The sequence below is a fragment of the Acinetobacter higginsii genome (assembly GCF_000369525.1).
Taxonomy (GTDB): Bacteria; Pseudomonadota; Gammaproteobacteria; order Pseudomonadales; family Moraxellaceae; genus Acinetobacter; species Acinetobacter higginsii.
In genome coordinates this window covers 148,755-164,483 of sequence record NZ_KB850076.1, presented here as the reverse complement: position 1 = coordinate 164,483, position 15,729 = coordinate 148,755, and the positions used below count along the sequence as shown (strand labels likewise).

Genomic DNA, 15,729 nt, shown 5'->3' with positions numbered 1-15,729 from the left:
AGGACTTTCGCCTGCTTAGTCGGATCTGGTGTTTCAGGCAATTCCCCAGTGGCTTTTACTGTTTCCACGAGCTTTGCACCAAAACCGAGGGCTTCAAGTTTTGTGGTAATTTCATTAATCCCATTTGTATGGAAAACAACTAACTGTCTTTGTGCCAAATCAAATGATAAACCTTTAACTTCATGCAAGGGAGAAAGAGCCATTCTGACCATTTGCTCTTCTGCCGAACAATCCATCTTTGGAATTAGAAAAGTACTGGCTTCTTGTGCGTGCTCTTTATTTTCATATGCTTCAGTTTTATTTAATTTTGCTCCAAATCCAAGAGCTTCAAGTTTTGCAGTGATTTCATTATTTTCACCATTATGCAGAACTTTTAGGTTTCGGTTTGGCAAATCAAATACCAGCCTCTTAACATCTACTAATGAAGATAAAGTCATCCGAACCATTTGTTCCTCTGCGGAGCAATCCATTTTCGGGATGTTATAGTCACTGATGAAAGTCGCTGTATCTTCACTCCCCCGAATCGGTTCAGGTGAAGTTATCGAATCCGAACCACAACATGAATTCGACTGCGTAGAACACGGCTGGTTACTACCGCAAGTATCTTTTTCATCAGAGTTAGCTCCTTGCTGTAACTCATTACCACAACAAGAGCTTTTACTTACTTCAGTAACTGAATCTTTACCTTTACAAGAATCTGTTTCTGATTCATTTTGTTTTTGCTTGGTATCGTCACAAGAACTTTCTTTATTACAACCGCAACCACTCATTGATGTGCCTATAGTCATATCTTCACTTGTTGCATATTAAAATCCCTATAGCTACTATAGAGTCAAGCTAGTTTTGGTTGATTACCATGTTCTTAAAAATAGGTGAGTTATCTGAGAAGACCTCTTGTTCAGTATTAACAATTAGGTTCTATGAAAAAGAAGGTTTAATCCCACCACCTGAAAGAAATCAGGGCAACTATCGACTGTATTCAGAAAACTATATTGATAGACTAAAATTTATTGTCAATTGCCGAACATTGAACATGAATCTTAGTGAAATCAAAAAATTATTAACTTATAAAGATACGCCTGCCCAAAATTGTTCTGAAGTAAATGAACTTATTGATTCTCATATTAGAGATGTACAAGATAGTATTAGAAACCAACAGAAACTCATTGAGCAGTTGTTAGAAATTCGGAAAACCTGTGACGGTTTATGTACTGCTGATAAATGTGGCGTATTAAAAAATTTAGCTTGAGCTAGTTATAGCGAAGGGAACTTTTAAGTTCCCTTCGCTATTAATTTAGTGCTTTAACACTACGAGATAACTCTTGTTCCATTGTCGTTACACACGATAAAGCGCCGCATTGGTGAGGCTCCTCTTTCTCATTTGAATGATAGAACTCCTCAACAATATCCAAGCCCTCTTCACCACCCACCTCAAAACTGGCATTGCCATAACCCTGTCGTGCCACATGATCCAAAGCCTCCTGATAAAACCCTGCTGCCTTACTCTGTTCATCGATCTGCTGAGCTGAGGTGATAGCATCATTTAAGTTCACTCCATCACGTAAGGTCAAGTCCACGTAATAGATCGGAGTACGATAACTTTGTGTCGTGCTTTTCCCTCGTAAAGTCAGTTGCAAAGGCAAACATGACAGTAAATCACCTGATGCGGCATGGTAATAACGAAGCCGTGCTGCCAGAGTGCGGATACTATTAAAACCAGTGGTTCTAAAGATAAATGTGCCAAATTCATCCGATTCATCTAGATTGACGTAAAGTCTGCCATATGGCTTGCACAATCCACCCTGAGCTAGTGGACATAAATCAGGGGATGGGCACTGATGTTGTTCAACGCCATTTTGTCCAAGTCGCTGACAGCTTTCCCCATTACCTGAGCAGATCAAACGTCCAGTCTGACGATCAAAAAGACTGTACTCTGCCCGTAGATTCAGTTCAGGATCGTTGAAAATCATACGGACTGGAATACTTCTCAACTTTTGGTTTTGATTCGGTGCTTTGGCACGAAGCTGATCATCTAGTGGATGTTTCACCCAGCCATCCTTATTTTGAATTTGGCTGGTAATGGTAAATTGATCATCCTTTTCAGGAATACGTTTGCCGTTCTTTTCAACAATTTTACCGATGCTGATACGGCCTAAAACGGGCGGAGTAATTGCTAAACCTTTAATCATAGGTATGTCCTCTCGTATTTTCTTACTGATTCACTGCTTTATGTGAAACGTTGGAAATATTGAATAAATAGATGTGATCGATCAGCAAAAGCCCGTCCATATTGTTCTTCCCTCGGGAAGAACAGGGGCGGCTTTTGTCGTTTTTGAATTTGGAGGAATTTTTAGGTCACTTTATCCACCATTCGGATAAATCTGAAAGCGCCGTGTTCCTGCTTTAGTTTGTGGAAACTGTTGTAGATATTCAGGGTGCTGTTTAAGCAGGGATTTACTATCTAAGCTGATTGAGTCCTGTGATTTCTTCCACGTCACTGAACCACCTATAAATACAGCTCGCTCTGCTTCTTTCATCAGCATTTGAAGTTGATGTTTTAGCTCATCAAAATACTGTTGATGTTGCTCAACCTTATGTCGTTCTTCTAACAACTGGTTAAATAGATAGTTGGCTTGTTCATTTTGGCTGAGGTCTTCTACTAATAATGGAATTTGCTCAGGGTAGAGTTGCTGCAAAGCTTTAGCTGCTGAGTCAGAGGCATCTACACTCGGTGGAATATCCGATTCCACACATTGCCAGAAGTGGCGTTCAGCATTAATAATGTGCTGGATCACGGTTTCGTTGCGGGTAACCTTATAGATTTTGCTTTCATGTCCACAGATCAAGGCACAAATATGTGCAGCTTGTTTGCCTGTCACGGCTAACTGATGTTGTACCTGACACAGCACATATAAAGGCACACCGTCTCTCCATAACTTAGAACCATATTCCCCTACAGTTTTACATTCCAAGATTTGAACTTCACCACTGCCCACCACGGCATAGTCAAGGTTCGCCAACATAAAGTGTTTGTCGTCATCGGGGTGTTGTAACACTGCATTGACACGACGTACCTTATGATTCGTGTGCATGCTGTAGTACTCAGCGACTAAAGGTTCTAACTGTTTCCCCCAATATAAAGGTGCATAGCCTGCACTTTCATCTTCGATGTTTTGTTGCATCCGTCCTGTCTTAATCATCCAAAGTTCTAGCATCGACATATAGGGATTTAGTCCACAAGCGGTTGCTGCATCACTACTGCCAATACCCTGTTTTCTGATTTCTAACCATTGTTGGTAATTTAATTGTTTAGTGTTGGCTAGGCGTTTAGCTGTGGGCGATTTGGTTTTGCGTGGCTGTGTGTTCGGTCGCTCTCGCTTGGTTCTGGTTCCCACTTCAACCTGCTGATTGGGTTGATTGAGGTTAGGTAAATAATGTTGTAGTGGTGGATTGTTTATAGTGTTTTGAATCTGGATATTCGCGTTCATGATCATTCCTGCATTCATATAAAAGTTGGGTAAAAATGGAATTGATGGCATAAAAAAGCTGCATCCAAAGATGCAGCTCAATAAAATTCAATTAGAGTTATTTCTACTTAGGCTAAATCATTTAAGCAGCTAGTCTAAGGGCTTGTTCTAACGCACGTTGCTTAATGGCTGCACCTGCGCCAAACCAAGCTGAATCTAAACGATGATCTGTGCTCATCGCTCTTCGTTCATGATCAACAAACTCCGTCATAGAACAAAGCAATCCATAAGCGGTATCCTTGGATGAGCTAAGTTCAGCCCCTCGCCCATGTCCGTTAAACATGGTCATCACTTTCGACATGGCACGTCCGTTCGGTTCAGTTTTATTGTCTGCTTTGGATAGGCTTGTTTGATTCGGCATGGCTGCATTGCGATAAAACTGAATAATGCTTTCATCTTGTTCCGCCATACTGAGATTGGTATTGTTAAATACCGCATCAAAGTAGGCTGCCGCTTCCTGTTGAGTGACTTTACGCTGACTCAGTTGTTTCATTTCATACATGTGTTCATCCCATGCACGTACTGAAATACCCAGTTGCTGTTTGACCTTCTCTGCATCGAACTTGGTACTGTGCGGAACTTTGACCACACCAACATTGCCTTGTTGTCCTTTTAGAGCAATCGCCAAAGTGTTATTACACACCACACGGATCGAGGTAAACTGTGCTGTAGTTGCTAGCGTGCCATCACAAGCAGTTGCCAATAAAATGTAGCCATTGCTGACATCTTTGCCCTTGAGTGCTGAAGTCTGTCCTGTTTTAGCCAATGCCCAGAATTTCTTTCCACCTTTGAGTACGCCTGCGGTTTCCAATTCAAAGCCCGATTGTTCAGTCAGGTCTTTGTAGAAATGTAGGATTTCCATCGGCTGAACTTCCTGAAAGCGTTGGCTCACCACTGACAAAGGTGCATGGGTATCCGAGCGATACAAAACCCGCTGTTCTTCAAATGGCATGATGATGCTTTGCCCACGTTCATTTTGTGCCATATAGCTGACATCGGAGGATTCAATCCGCCAATCCATCCCAGCTTGTTGTGCCCACACTTCTAATGGTTGATTTTGGGTCAGTTGATTACCTAAACCATGCCAAGGTGTTTGACCAACGAATGCCATTGTTTCGACTAAATGTGCCATAAACTTTTCCTTTAATAGATCAATCTTGAATTGTTTCAATTTCAGATTTTGTGCATAAAAAAAGGCCTGCTGGGGGAGCAGACCAAAGTGAGAAGTCATTGAGATGCATGTAAATGCATTCATTCACTTAGATGGTATATATCTGAAATTTATTTAAATTCTTTTGACTCATCATTTGGTTTTTCTGAATCAGTAAATTGACGTGATCTTTAGCAGGGATTATCATTCACTTGCTGGCCTACATTGCCAGTCGGTTTTGACAGACCGTTCAGCCAAAGCACACTAAAAAGTTTATCTTTTTGGTGGGCGACCCTGCGTGTCCCCTCTGCGGCGGAACGGGAGGGGGACACCTTTGGGTGTGCTGATCCTTTGGCTATCAGTCTGTCAACCCTCTTTCGTTTCGCCACCATTATTTGACAGTGATGCGGTGAAACTTCTTTATAGCCAAAGGAGTCAACCATGACTAATCTCTATTCTTATTTCTGGGCATCAGCCCTATCCTTCGTTGATAAAACCCAAAACACTAAATTATTGAGCTATCACATTTTTAACTTTAAACCGCTCAACTCATAACAACACTTTTGGTACATCACAATTTCAGCTTTCAGCCCTATCTATTGATTCAGGTCAGATTTGTGCTGCCCTAAAAAAGAAATTCACTATCGCTGTGAATAAGAACAAAAGCTGCTTTGTGTTGTGAGCTGGAGCATGTTTGAACACTGACGGTAAATAACAATCAAGATCAATTTACCTGTAGGTCTAAACATCTCTCCAATACATAAAATAAGGACACGAAGATGAAAGGCAAGATTTTAGATTTCACGATTCAAACCAATATGGGAATTATTCTGGGTAATGACCAAAAACGTTATAACTTTGTAGGTAGTGAATGGAAAGAACAACACGCACCTGTTCGGGGTCATGAAGTCGACTTTGATGTAAATGCTGAAGGTCAAGCTACAGGTATCTACCTTGATTTCATGACAGCGCCTACATCTACCACCCAAATCAAAACATCTGCACCCTCTCCAACTTTTGCTAATGGCAATCCAAATGACTCAACAAAAGCAACTGCCAACAACGTTGAAAGTATCCTTACAGACTATCAACAAGCCATTTTGACCTGCTTTAAAAAGTTTGCAGATTTTAAGGGCCGTGCTAGACGCAGTGAGTTTTGGTATTTCGAGCTGTTTTGTGTACTGATGAGCCTAGCCTTTAGCTTTATCAGTGAAGATGCCGCAACCATCGTCATGTTAATCACGTTCATTCCAAATATTGCAGTCAGTGTCAGACGTTTACATGACATTGGGCGTTCAGGTTGGTGGATGTTAATCGCACTTGTGCCGATTGTAGGAATACTTTTGTTGCTGTTCTGGGCTGCTCAAGAAGGCGAACCTACAACAAATGTCTATGGTGAATCACCTAAAGCCTAGTCAATAACAATCATTCCACCGTATCTAAATAAGCATCTGTACATCCATGCCTGCACAGCCCATGCATGTACACGTTTTAGGAATCATCATGAATAAAAAAATCATCATTACTTTACTGGCTGCTTGTTTAATGCAAGCTTGTACTAAAAATGAATCAAATGAAAACGCATCATCGAATAGCACTCAAACAGAAGCTATTAATGCCAATACATCTGACTCTCAAAAGTTTATTGATCAAGGCAAAAATGATATTGCAACCTATGGTAAAGAGACCTTGCAATACCTTCTTGATCAGAAATACCCTGATCGCTATACCGCCTTTTCAGTTGATAATGTTAAGTTCCTACGTCAGCAATCAGAAGACCTTTTTCTTTATACATGGAACATCCGTTTTTTAGACAATCAATCGGATGATGTCTATGGCTGCGATAGCCAACAACTATCATGGAATAAAAAAACCTCAGATATTGAATCAGCCTTAAATGAAACTTGCTTTGATATCATTGAGCGTGGCAATACCCCTGCAAATCAAAATGAAACCACTTCGACAATTCCTGCAACCTCTCCAGTTAAAATTGCGTTAGAACAAAATCCACACCACTCATTTATAACAATGATCAAAGTTCAATCACTCGTTGATGACGTATCCATTTCAAATGTCACAGTCAATCGTGGCAACTGTCCTTTATTGCAAAAAATGAGTAATCCGATACGGCTTGGTTTTGGACACATGATGTCTGTGGATACCAAGAATTGTAGCCGAGATAGAATTCTTGAAGTTGTTGTATCAACAGATCAGGGTGACTGGAAATTTGGTTCATAGGTATCAGAACTACAAAACCAGAACACATCGACCCCATTGATCCATAGAGAACAGTCATGCAAAAATTTACTTGTACCATTTCACTTGCTTTATTGTTAGCTGGCTGTAATGAAGTCAACTATGCCAAATTAACTTATCAGGCCCAGTCTTGTACCGCAGATAATTCTGTCAGTTGTAATGATATTCGTGTTCGACGAGCAATAGTTGCTACGGAAATGGAGTATCAACAAATGATTGATGAAAAAAATAAATTTGTAGCCGAATTAGGAGTAACCCAATATAACCAGTTGCTTAACCTAATGAATCAAAAAGTTGAACATCTCAAGAAGCAACGCCCGAGCCTTTATTTACGCTGGCTTCAGGGAGATTCGAGATACTATAAGGATGTAGATTTTGGTGACTACATTGACAATGAGATTGAAAAGATCATCAATGCCAAGGTTACAACACCACCTTCATCTACACCAATCAATTTAATTCAGGATGGTGAACCCATCCGTGTTGCATCGGAACAAAATCAGACAGATTTCTTTCCCAAGAATTATAAACATAGTTACACTTTCAAAGTGATGGAACCCGTTTTGACAGGAGATTATGATTTACTCCTGAACACCAAGTCAGGCCCTGTCAAGTTTGACTTACAATACACGTCCGTCGCACAGAACTATATTTTTGAGCATTTAAAACAAGGTGACTGCATTCGCTTTGAGGCCAAAGACACTCCTGTTCAGAATGCCGAACATCAATTGTATTTTGAGACTTTTATTACTGATCCTCAAATTGTGCAATGCAATTAGCCTGGAATCAAACCACTACCTTAATTTAAGACACAGGGAGGCATCACCTCCCTAGTTTATTTATCCTCCCTCAATAAAAAGAATGTCCACAATGCTGGCATTGAAAGCTAGATTGAACATTTTGAGTTGAAGCAGAACCAAATACTGAACCTAACAAACCACCGACTACGACACCTGCTATCCCTCCAATAAGAGGTGACACAGGCAATGTCTTTGATAATGCTGCCCCCATCGTGGCAAACGATGCTGACGATGCCAGACTCTGATTACTTCCCTGTGAACCGCTATTTTGTACAACACGGATCACATGCTCTGAATGGCAATATGGACAATTGATTTGCATAAGATATACCTCTGGAATAAGAAAAGGCTTAGCATGCTGCCAAGCCCTGAAAACGATGAGTTCTCACCTAGATGGTATATATGTGAAAAAAAATAAAACTATTCCAACATGTTGTTTAAATGACTTATAAGCCGCCCTATCCTCAAGGGTCCAATTTATCCAACCTTTCGTTCAGCATAGTCAATTTCTCATCAAGCATGAATATCTGATCCACTATAGCCTCATCTAAAAGTTTAGTGAATTGTTGAGGTCTATAATGACTGTCACGGATAAACCTATCAATTTCATCTAGAATATACTCATGGTAATCTCCTTTGAATGCAAATGATCCGAGCCTAAGTCTTCTTGAACAACCATAAAGCGGATTCGACTCGTACATGTAAGACATAATATCGCTGAGAAGCGGACCTAATTCATATTCATAATTTTCTATCTCATTAAACAGTTTCTGATATTCACTCAGTTCATACTCTTCATCAGCATCTATTCTACTCATGATTATTCATCTCCAATTTTTAACTTGTGGGGTGTTACATAAGAGACGGGTTTTAGGTATAAAAAAACTGAATGCCATAGTTTGAGATCAACAAAGTCGAAGCCAGATCAGGTACTGGACCTAGCTTAGTGTGAATGGAAATCAATAGACCAAAACTAATGAAGAGAAGATGTTTCTCATCTAGATGGTACATATCTGTTTATGATTTCAATTAACGCTGTGACATGCCAAAGGTACGCATCCTCCGAGAAGTCTTTACTCTGAGGTATTGTTCTTTTTCAGGCCGTGCCAAATAAGAAAGCGTTGAACGCATCTTATTTGCTTGATAAGGTACATTGCTAAAGATCACTCCAATGCTAACGATCCCCTGCTCTTCATATTGCTTTAGGTATCTACGATCATGGCAGTTAAAATAGCTTCCTTTACCACCCGTAGTATCCTCCCAGAGCTCTCCTACGGCTTTAGCTATACTCCATGCATCCATGCGCTTACGCTCATTTAAAACTAAAGCCACATGGCAATGGTAGCCTTTCTTCTCCCCTTGCTCTAATGCCCATACCAACAGCAATATGTCATCTCCATAAATAGAACGATTGACTCTTTTTCTCAGTTTTTCTAAATCATGATCAACCTGTTCGATATCAGGATTAACTGTATAAGCTAAATCAACTCGTACAACTAACAATGCAGAATACTCCCTCTGCAACTCACATAACCGATCCTCTAGCTTATTAGCATTTAATCTTTCGTTATAACGATGCTGCCGCATTTCATTGAAGTGATCAGCTCTAGCTTGATTGAAATACCTTTGCCAGTCTCTAAATGAAGTTTGCTTTAAACGATTGTAAAGGGAACTTGATGTTTCATATTTCAGATCGTAGTCATGCAAAAGACTACAAATGAGATCGATTAAGCATGCGTAGCTAAAGTCAGGGTTATAGACGTGATGGAAGTCTAAAAGAAGGTCTGTGAAGTTTTCATAGAATGATCGTGGTTGTCGTGTTGAATCCATACCTGATAGAACAAACCTTTCAATTTCTATCAATAGTGATGCTTCATTAATTTGATTTTGGTTAGGTTCTACTTTCATGCTCACTTACCTGTAGTTTAGGACTACATGAAGTGGCTGATGTGTAATTAATTACTTAAAGGCTTGAATATCATTATTGAATGAATAAGAGGTATATAAGGATATGTTTGTTAAGTACTATGTTAGTATTATTAACTAAGTCATTACACCTACTCTATAATGTGTTCCGCTAGTATGGTTTTACACTTCTGATAGGTTTTTTAAAGTCAACAAGTGTGATATATAGATAGTTCAGTGAACATGATCAGTGATTTGTTTTATGTCAAGTTATCCGACGCTACAACACCTGTACTAGTTTTATATTCAAACTGATTAAACTTAAACACGTGCAGCAACCAAGTTAAAACAGATTCATCATTTACAGAGATTTAGTACGGATTACCAATACAAGTTAATAGCATAACCATTATATACGTTACTTGAAGCTTATCTAAAAATAATACGAAATCAACTGAAATCTCCCTAGAATCGCTCCTGAAACTCCCTCTACATTTGGCTAAACTCCTCGGAAAGCTTACTGTCAGAAGGAAATTAGCCATGTATCAAAGCTCTACCAACACAGAACTAAAACAGTTCATTAAGCAATGTTCCGATGCAGATATGATCTGGGTTCTACATGTGATGAATAAAGAAGATATGGAACGTCGTGCTAGACTGAGGATTACGAACATAGATCCTGATTTAGTCCAATTAGATATTCAGATGTTAAACACTCTGAATCATACTGATGAGATAAAGAATAAGGTTTTAAGATTATGTGATCGCATTAATGAAAGAGAAGCTTTCGATTTATTGGATATTTTAAAATCCTTTCTGAACACATTAGAAATACGAGGCAGAGACTTTTCAAAATATGAGAAAGACAAGCGTCTATTGTACTTTGCACTTAATAGAATCTCCATGAATGAGCGACTATATGATGACTTACTTAATATACATAATGAATATTTTAGATTCCTCTATGCGGTCTTTATACTACCCGACTATTACAAATATAACCGCCCTCTTGATAATCTCGAAACTCGTTTTAGTCAAATACTTAACACAAAGCTTCTCCACTTCAAAAACTTCGATAATGATGATTTCTATCTATGGGCTAAAGGTTATATGGATCAAGATAAAGAAAATGCCAGAGTACACAATAGCAGCAGCTATAAGCCATTGAATCCAAAGGAGTATAGTGTTGTCATCAATGCTATCTTTGACAGTCTATTAGATAAAGATACCAATATCTACAAAGCTATTAAAACTCAGATCTCAAATGCTTGGCATCAGAAACGCCATAGGGCAAAAAACAAAGGTCGAAAGCATCATTACCATCTGACTGATAAAGCTCATCGTAGCTTAGAGATATTGGCGGAGAAGAATGGTATAACCAAAGAAAAGATGATTGAAAGCCTAGTCAATGAGCGCTACACCAAAGACTGTATGGACTTTAACGGCAATGATCTTTACTCACTTACACGTTAAGTATCTCAGTGCATAAACATTCATGGATGGGACATCCCATCCATGATTTGCTTAAAGGAGGTCGCTCACCTTCAAAAATCTTGTATAACTAATGATTTATCAACTGGGTTCAATGCATTGCACTTTTATAGTCTTCTCAAGCCTCAAAACCTTCATTAACACATCGTCAAGAGAAGTAGTGTTGTATGGCAATATGTTATCTAACGTCTCAAAAGGATAACCGTGATTTAACCCATCCTCAAGCTGTTGCATAAAAGTTGATAGCTTAACAATTTCTTTTTCCATCTTCACTTTCCTTGATGCTGTTAATGCCTCTTCCTGCTTTTCTTCATTCAGTTTTATTATCCTAGCCATACTTAATTTCTTCTTTTTCTGGATCCATGCTTCATCATACATTCTAAACTGATACATGATTTCATCCATGTTCTTGCTAACCGCTTTCGATACATTCTTGTACTTACCATTACTCTGTACCTGTTTCACCAATAAATCAAAAAAAATTTTCTTCTTTTCCTTTACTGCTTTCTGATACTCACCTTGAGTGCTTCTGCCTTTAGCAATCCGTTGTCTTAAGGATGGATTCTTAATTCCATAAGTAAGTGTGTCTATACCAATATATTGATGAAGTATCTCTTTGTAAGCCTTAGACCCTTCTTTATCATTCAGATTACACAACTCTCCTCTCAATGCTGTTATTTGATCCAGCAGGCAAATCAATTCACGAATCGAATATCCAAATTTTAGATCTAAGAAGTCATATTTAGGATCGTTACAGCTCTCCTCCATCTCCCTATAGATAGAATTATATTCCTCCACTGTAAAATACAATTGTTGCTTGAAGTGTTGTGAACCAAGATTTTGCTTTCTTTTTATTTTTACTTCAATCCCAATAATAGGCGCCCCTCTCCAGTCTTCAATTGTTTTTGGCTCAGGTCTACCCTCCATATCAAAATTAATGACAAGCTCAACATGCTTCAAACCATTATTCAAATAATCTTCCAACCAGACAATATTAAGATATTGGTTCAATATCTCAGCTTCCAATTCATCCATTGAGCTTTTATCAAATACTTTCATAGCGACTTTGTTCGATTTAAACCATTAATCATACCTACCCGTGCAGATTGTACATTTTTATATTTTCAAAAAGTTATTTTTACGGCTGTTGATTCCTTATTTACACCAACCCTAAAGTGAATAATAAGAAACGTGATCACACACCTACACAACTTTAAACACTCTTGTCCATAGGACATGAAAGGAAATGAATCATGGTTATAGATTTAACAACCCGCGATTACCTATTTTTAAAATACCGATCAGTACACATAAAACTTGAAGATGTTGTAAAGGAATATTATCCGAATCTAAGCAAGGAGAACATGTTAGCAAGGGCCCGTGAAAAACGATTTCCATTTACATGTTACCGAATTGATGAAAGTCAGAAAGGGGCATTTTTTGTAAATCTACAGGAGCTTGCTGAAGCGATTGATCATATTTACCGTACCCAGTACTCGATCTTTCAAAACAAAGTACAAAAAGCGATCCAGTCAGTAAGTTGAAAAATGGTAGGAGAAATTAAATGTTAGAAGCTCGCTATCGTGTAAAGGACTTAGTGAACTATACTGAACGTCAAGCAAAGGACTATGTGGATCGTAGTGGACATAGACGCAGACTTTCATACAGGCCTGCTAGCAAAGGCTTGTTGAATATAGCAGAATCCACTTTTTGGAAAATGGTTCGTAGTGGAGATTTTCCTAAACCCACCTATTTAACATCTAGCATACCAACTTGGGCAGAAAGTCAAATCAGTATTTGGCTTAGGGCAAGAAGTAAAAAGGTGGAGGTTAATTTTAAATGAGCACATTCCAGATGAGTATGAACGAATACTTGTTTATAAAATATCGCTCCATAACAGTTGAGCTTATGATAATCGTCAAAGACTATTATCCACATTTAAGTAAAGCCGAAGCATTGAGAAAGGCAAATAACTGTGAGTTTCCTTTTTCAGTATTTAAACTGGATAAAAGTAAACGTGCCCCATTTCTAGTGCACGTTAAGGACCTAGCCAACTTTTTAGATAAACAATACTCTGAAGCCTCAAAAGATTTTGCTACGTTTCATCAATGAGGCGTAGCACCTCCTCAAACTGCATTACATTTCTTCTAGCCTTTACCGAAACATATCGTTGGAGGCTACTCCAAGAATCATGCAAACTTACTTTTTGAATTTCAGGAATCGTAAAGCTTTGTTCTGCAAGTCTAGTACATCCTTCATGTCTTAAATCATGAAAGCGCAGATCTTCAATCCCTAGCATTTTGCAAGCCTCTCTAAACTCTTTCCCCAAACTCTTGGCATTCAGAGGTAAGAGTAAATTTTCATTGTGACCTAATTTAAGCATTCTGCTACGAACCTCATGATCCATTAAACGGTCAATCATCGTTTTGCAGGGTTCTAAGACATCAAATGACTTGTGGTTTCCTTTTGAGCCATTAGGATTTTTCAAATCATGAACTTTCCAAGATGAATGATGCTGATCATAATCATCTAAGCTTAAACGGGTTAATTCCGCTTCACGTCTACAAGAAAAGATGGCAAACCAGATAACTAAATGCATCGGGTACTTCGTTCCATACCTATTAATTTTCCAACGCTCAACAAAATACTTTGTTAAAGCTATTAATTCCTCATTGGTTGGTAACCTATCTCTCTTGTTACTAGAAGAGATTTGACGAGTTTTTCTCAGTTGTGCCGTAGCTTTATCAAAACTGTTTAAATCAATATCTATATCCCACATCACGGCGGCATGAGCCAAGACACCACGAATATGCAGCAGCTCATGTTGCTGTGTACTTGTTGCAATTGGATCTAAATCTAAGTGAGTAACCCCAGCTTTTCTTAATGCAACATGATCTGCCAAATGTACTGACTTTATTTTTGTGATAATATTGCGTGCTATCGGAAACTTCTTAATTAAGAGTAGAGAATAGCGTTTCGTCCTTCCGTACTCGCTCCCAACTTCTTCCAAATATTTATCAATGGCATCTGCCAAAGTTAGGTCTATAAGTTTTTCTTTGCCTAACAGAATGTCTGGATTTTCTTGAATCTCAACTTCTCTTTTCTTAAGCCAGTTTTCCGCCATTTTCTTTGAATGGAACGTTTTGCTTTCAGAATAGACAGGATATCCCTTTCGATTAATACGGATAGCGGCACGGTAACTCACACTACCATCTGCCCCTTTTCTAACTGTAACAGACCCCATAATTTACACCGTGAACTATTTTTTCCATTATGGTGTAAGATTTGGTGTAAATGCAAACAGCAAAACCTACATTCACAGGTGTTACCATGCGTTTACGCAGATTCAAATACTAGATTTAAGGGTATGATTTTAAATGACTATTAACAAAAACCTTGAAACCATTAGTAATCCAAGAATCAGCGTAGCACCGATGATGGATTGGACAACAAAGGATTACCGTTTTTTTGCACGCTTATTTAATCCAAATGTGGTTCTCTATACAGAGATGGTGACCACGGGTGCGATTATCTATGGTGGAGCAAACCGTCATTTAGACTTCAACCAACAAGAACAGCCAATTGTGTTACAACTCGGCGGCTCAAATCCACAAGAGTTGGCCACCTGTACAAAAATGGCTGAAGACTGGGGTTATAACGAAGTCAATTTAAACGTAGGCTGCCCAAGTGATCGCGTGCAAAACAACAAAATTGGGGCCTGCTTAATGGCGGAACCCAATCTGGTGGCTGAATGTATTCACAGTATGCAAAAAGCAGTTTCGATTCCTGTTACGGTGAAACATCGTATCGGGATTGATGACATGCAGTCTTATGAAGAGATGTTGCATTTTGTTGATACTGTGGCAGCAACAGGCTGTACCCATTTTATCGTACATGCGCGTATTGCCATCTTGCAGGGTTTATCTCCAAAAGAGAACCGTGAAGTTCCACCCTTGCGCTATGAAGATGTCTATCGTCTTAAACAAGAACGTCCGCACCTTACCATTGAGATTAACGGTGGCATTAAAACCTTTGAAGAAACACAGCAACATTTACAGCATGTTGATGGGGTGATGATTGGTCGTGAAGCCTATCACAATCCATATCTTTTAGCTGAGATGGGACAACTCTGGAATCTAGAAACACCAGACCGTTTTGAGATTATGCAACAAATGATGCCATATATTCATCAGCGTGTTGCTGAGGGTGCACCGCTTTCAATTATCACGCGTCATATCTTAGGTCTATTCCAAAACTTGCCTGGCGCAAGAAAATGGCGTCAAGCACTGAGCGGTGGCAATGCCAAAACGATTGCTGATATCGAAAATGCAATTCAAAATATTCAAACAGCAATGCAAAGAACTGAAGATTACTTGAAAGAGCATCAAAACTAATTTGATCTGCTAAACATCACTTTTCTGCATAGGAACATAGCGTAATCCGCTATGTTCCACCACCACTGAGCTTGCGATAACCTAAAAGTCTAACCCATCACTTGAGCTTAACCACTTAAACTCATGGCTATGCTCAAGCGTGATTTCATAATTTTGTCTTCCAGAAACAAACAAAGTTGACATCACCTGTTGCAGGACTTGTCGAT

General features: G+C 38.9%; 16 protein-coding genes and 2 pseudogenes. 9 read left to right on the top strand and 9 right to left on the bottom strand.

Annotated elements, in window-relative coordinates; genetic code table 11:
• Positions 1-770, bottom strand: a pseudogene (locus tag F902_RS21195) (cation transporter); the annotation flags it as partial.
• 86 nt (positions 771-856) lie between these two features.
• Here F902_RS21195 and cadR point away from each other — a divergent pair.
• On the top strand, positions 857-1,249 hold the full coding sequence (cadR, locus tag F902_RS21190) for a Cd(II)/Pb(II)-responsive transcriptional regulator (RefSeq protein ID WP_004655749.1): 393 nt from the start codon (positions 857-859) through the stop codon (positions 1,247-1,249).
• A 135-nt stretch (positions 1,250-1,384) separates the two neighbouring features.
• Here cadR and F902_RS21185 read toward each other — a convergent pair.
• The 3 genes and pseudogenes from F902_RS21185 to F902_RS21175 form a co-directional block, all read right to left on the bottom strand.
• Positions 1,385-2,189: pseudogene (locus F902_RS21185) on the bottom strand (recombination directionality factor); the annotation flags it as partial.
• Positions 2,190-2,360: 171 nt separating this feature from the next.
• A complete protein-coding gene (locus F902_RS21180; protein ID WP_005206987.1) occupies positions 2,361-3,488 on the bottom strand; it encodes a YqaJ viral recombinase family nuclease in 1,128 nt (375 codons plus the stop codon).
• A gap of 121 nt (positions 3,489-3,609) precedes the next feature.
• The gene (locus tag F902_RS21175; protein WP_005206984.1) at positions 3,610-4,659 is read right to left on the bottom strand and encodes a DUF932 domain-containing protein; all 1,050 of its coding nucleotides are present in this window, start codon (positions 4,657-4,659) and stop codon (positions 3,610-3,612) included.
• Positions 4,660-5,456: 797 nt separating this feature from the next.
• Between F902_RS21175 and F902_RS21165 the strand changes: the two genes are divergently transcribed.
• The 3 genes from F902_RS21165 to F902_RS21155 all read left to right on the top strand — a co-directional run bounded on the left by F902_RS21165 (position 5,457) and on the right by F902_RS21155 (position 7,712).
• Positions 5,457-6,092 (top strand): DUF805 domain-containing protein, encoded by a 636-nt coding sequence (locus F902_RS21165; RefSeq protein ID WP_005206980.1) that lies wholly within the window; start codon positions 5,457-5,459, stop codon positions 6,090-6,092.
• Positions 6,093-6,180: 88 nt separating this feature from the next.
• Positions 6,181-6,915 carry a hypothetical protein gene (locus tag F902_RS21160; protein ID WP_005206978.1) on the top strand — a complete coding sequence of 245 codons (735 nt, stop codon included), beginning with the start codon at positions 6,181-6,183 and terminating at the stop codon, positions 6,913-6,915.
• Between the two features lie 56 nt (positions 6,916-6,971).
• The gene (locus tag F902_RS21155) at positions 6,972-7,712 is read left to right on the top strand and encodes a hypothetical protein (protein ID WP_005206977.1); all 741 of its coding nucleotides are present in this window, start codon (positions 6,972-6,974) and stop codon (positions 7,710-7,712) included.
• A 70-nt stretch (positions 7,713-7,782) separates the two neighbouring features.
• Here the strand turns inward: F902_RS21155 and F902_RS21150 are convergent, their stop codons facing one another.
• The 3 genes from F902_RS21150 to F902_RS21140 all read right to left on the bottom strand — a co-directional run bounded on the left by F902_RS21150 (position 7,783) and on the right by F902_RS21140 (position 9,641).
• Positions 7,783-8,055, bottom strand: coding sequence for a hypothetical protein (locus tag F902_RS21150; protein WP_005206976.1), 273 nt, complete (start codon positions 8,053-8,055; stop codon positions 7,783-7,785).
• A gap of 142 nt (positions 8,056-8,197) precedes the next feature.
• Positions 8,198-8,551, bottom strand: coding sequence for a hypothetical protein (locus tag F902_RS21145; RefSeq protein ID WP_005206975.1), 354 nt, complete (start codon positions 8,549-8,551; stop codon positions 8,198-8,200).
• A gap of 211 nt (positions 8,552-8,762) precedes the next feature.
• Positions 8,763-9,641 (bottom strand): YagK/YfjJ domain-containing protein, encoded by an 879-nt coding sequence (locus F902_RS21140; RefSeq protein ID WP_005206974.1) that lies wholly within the window; start codon positions 9,639-9,641, stop codon positions 8,763-8,765.
• A 537-nt stretch (positions 9,642-10,178) separates the two neighbouring features.
• On the opposite strand from F902_RS21140, the gene F902_RS21135 reads away from it, so the two are divergent.
• Complete coding sequence (locus F902_RS21135) at positions 10,179-11,111, top strand: hypothetical protein (protein WP_005206973.1); 933 nt, start codon at positions 10,179-10,181, stop codon at positions 11,109-11,111.
• A gap of 99 nt (positions 11,112-11,210) precedes the next feature.
• Here F902_RS21135 and F902_RS21130 read toward each other — a convergent pair whose 3' ends face one another.
• Positions 11,211-12,188 carry a hypothetical protein gene (locus F902_RS21130; protein WP_005206972.1) on the bottom strand — a complete coding sequence of 326 codons (978 nt, stop codon included), beginning with the start codon at positions 12,186-12,188 and terminating at the stop codon, positions 11,211-11,213.
• A 194-nt stretch (positions 12,189-12,382) separates the two neighbouring features.
• Here F902_RS21130 and F902_RS21125 point away from each other — a divergent pair, with 194 nt between their 5' ends.
• Genes F902_RS21125 through F902_RS21115 form a run of 3 tightly spaced genes read left to right on the top strand, consistent with a single transcriptional unit; the run spans position 12,383 to position 13,241 of the window.
• Positions 12,383-12,673, top strand: coding sequence for a pyocin activator PrtN family protein (locus F902_RS21125; RefSeq protein WP_005206965.1), 291 nt, complete (start codon positions 12,383-12,385; stop codon positions 12,671-12,673).
• A 20-nt stretch (positions 12,674-12,693) separates the two neighbouring features.
• A complete protein-coding gene (locus F902_RS21120; protein WP_005206964.1) occupies positions 12,694-12,972 on the top strand; it encodes a helix-turn-helix transcriptional regulator in 279 nt (92 codons plus the stop codon).
• Positions 12,969-13,241 (top strand): pyocin activator PrtN family protein, encoded by a 273-nt coding sequence (locus F902_RS21115; RefSeq protein ID WP_005206962.1) that lies wholly within the window; start codon positions 12,969-12,971, stop codon positions 13,239-13,241. The genes F902_RS21120 and F902_RS21115 overlap by 4 nt, the downstream gene beginning before the upstream one ends.
• Here F902_RS21115 and F902_RS21110 read toward each other — a convergent pair.
• Positions 13,225-14,373: a tyrosine-type recombinase/integrase gene (locus F902_RS21110; RefSeq protein WP_005206957.1), complete on the bottom strand. Its 1,149-nt coding sequence runs from the start codon at positions 14,371-14,373 to the stop codon at positions 13,225-13,227. The two genes, F902_RS21115 and F902_RS21110, sit on opposite strands and share 17 nt — an antisense overlap.
• A gap of 133 nt (positions 14,374-14,506) precedes the next feature.
• Here F902_RS21110 and dusA point away from each other — a divergent pair, with 133 nt between their 5' ends.
• On the top strand, positions 14,507-15,523 hold the full coding sequence (gene dusA / locus F902_RS21105; RefSeq protein WP_005206955.1) for a tRNA dihydrouridine(20/20a) synthase DusA: 1,017 nt from the start codon (positions 14,507-14,509) through the stop codon (positions 15,521-15,523).
• Positions 15,524-15,729 lie beyond the last annotated feature (206 nt).

What these genes read in the sequence shown, in the direction of transcription:
- F902_RS21110 (WP_005206957.1), bottom strand. Translation starts at nt 14,373, where the DNA reads ATGGGGTCTGTTACAGTTAGAAAAGGGGCAGATGGTAGTGTGAGTTAC.
- dusA (WP_005206955.1), top strand. Translation starts at nt 14,507, where the DNA reads ATGACTATTAACAAAAACCTTGAAACCATTAGTAATCCAAGAATCAGC.
- F902_RS21165 (WP_005206980.1), top strand. Translation starts at nt 5,457, where the DNA reads ATGAAAGGCAAGATTTTAGATTTCACGATTCAAACCAATATGGGAATT.
- F902_RS21175 (WP_005206984.1), bottom strand. Translation starts at nt 4,659, where the DNA reads ATGGCACATTTAGTCGAAACAATGGCATTCGTTGGTCAAACACCTTGG.
- F902_RS21125 (WP_005206965.1), top strand. Translation starts at nt 12,383, where the DNA reads ATGGTTATAGATTTAACAACCCGCGATTACCTATTTTTAAAATACCGA.
- F902_RS21140 (WP_005206974.1), bottom strand. Translation starts at nt 9,641, where the DNA reads ATGAAAGTAGAACCTAACCAAAATCAAATTAATGAAGCATCACTATTG.
- F902_RS21150 (WP_005206976.1), bottom strand. Translation starts at nt 8,055, where the DNA reads ATGCAAATCAATTGTCCATATTGCCATTCAGAGCATGTGATCCGTGTT.
- F902_RS21130 (WP_005206972.1), bottom strand. Translation starts at nt 12,188, where the DNA reads ATGAAAGTATTTGATAAAAGCTCAATGGATGAATTGGAAGCTGAGATA.
- F902_RS21145 (WP_005206975.1), bottom strand. Translation starts at nt 8,551, where the DNA reads ATGAGTAGAATAGATGCTGATGAAGAGTATGAACTGAGTGAATATCAG.
- F902_RS21160 (WP_005206978.1), top strand. Translation starts at nt 6,181, where the DNA reads ATGAATAAAAAAATCATCATTACTTTACTGGCTGCTTGTTTAATGCAA.
- F902_RS21155 (WP_005206977.1), top strand. Translation starts at nt 6,972, where the DNA reads ATGCAAAAATTTACTTGTACCATTTCACTTGCTTTATTGTTAGCTGGC.
- F902_RS21120 (WP_005206964.1), top strand. Translation starts at nt 12,694, where the DNA reads ATGTTAGAAGCTCGCTATCGTGTAAAGGACTTAGTGAACTATACTGAA.
- cadR (WP_004655749.1), top strand. Translation starts at nt 857, where the DNA reads ATGTTCTTAAAAATAGGTGAGTTATCTGAGAAGACCTCTTGTTCAGTA.
- F902_RS21135 (WP_005206973.1), top strand. Translation starts at nt 10,179, where the DNA reads ATGTATCAAAGCTCTACCAACACAGAACTAAAACAGTTCATTAAGCAA.
- F902_RS21115 (WP_005206962.1), top strand. Translation starts at nt 12,969, where the DNA reads ATGAGCACATTCCAGATGAGTATGAACGAATACTTGTTTATAAAATAT.
- F902_RS21180 (WP_005206987.1), bottom strand. Translation starts at nt 3,488, where the DNA reads ATGAACGCGAATATCCAGATTCAAAACACTATAAACAATCCACCACTA.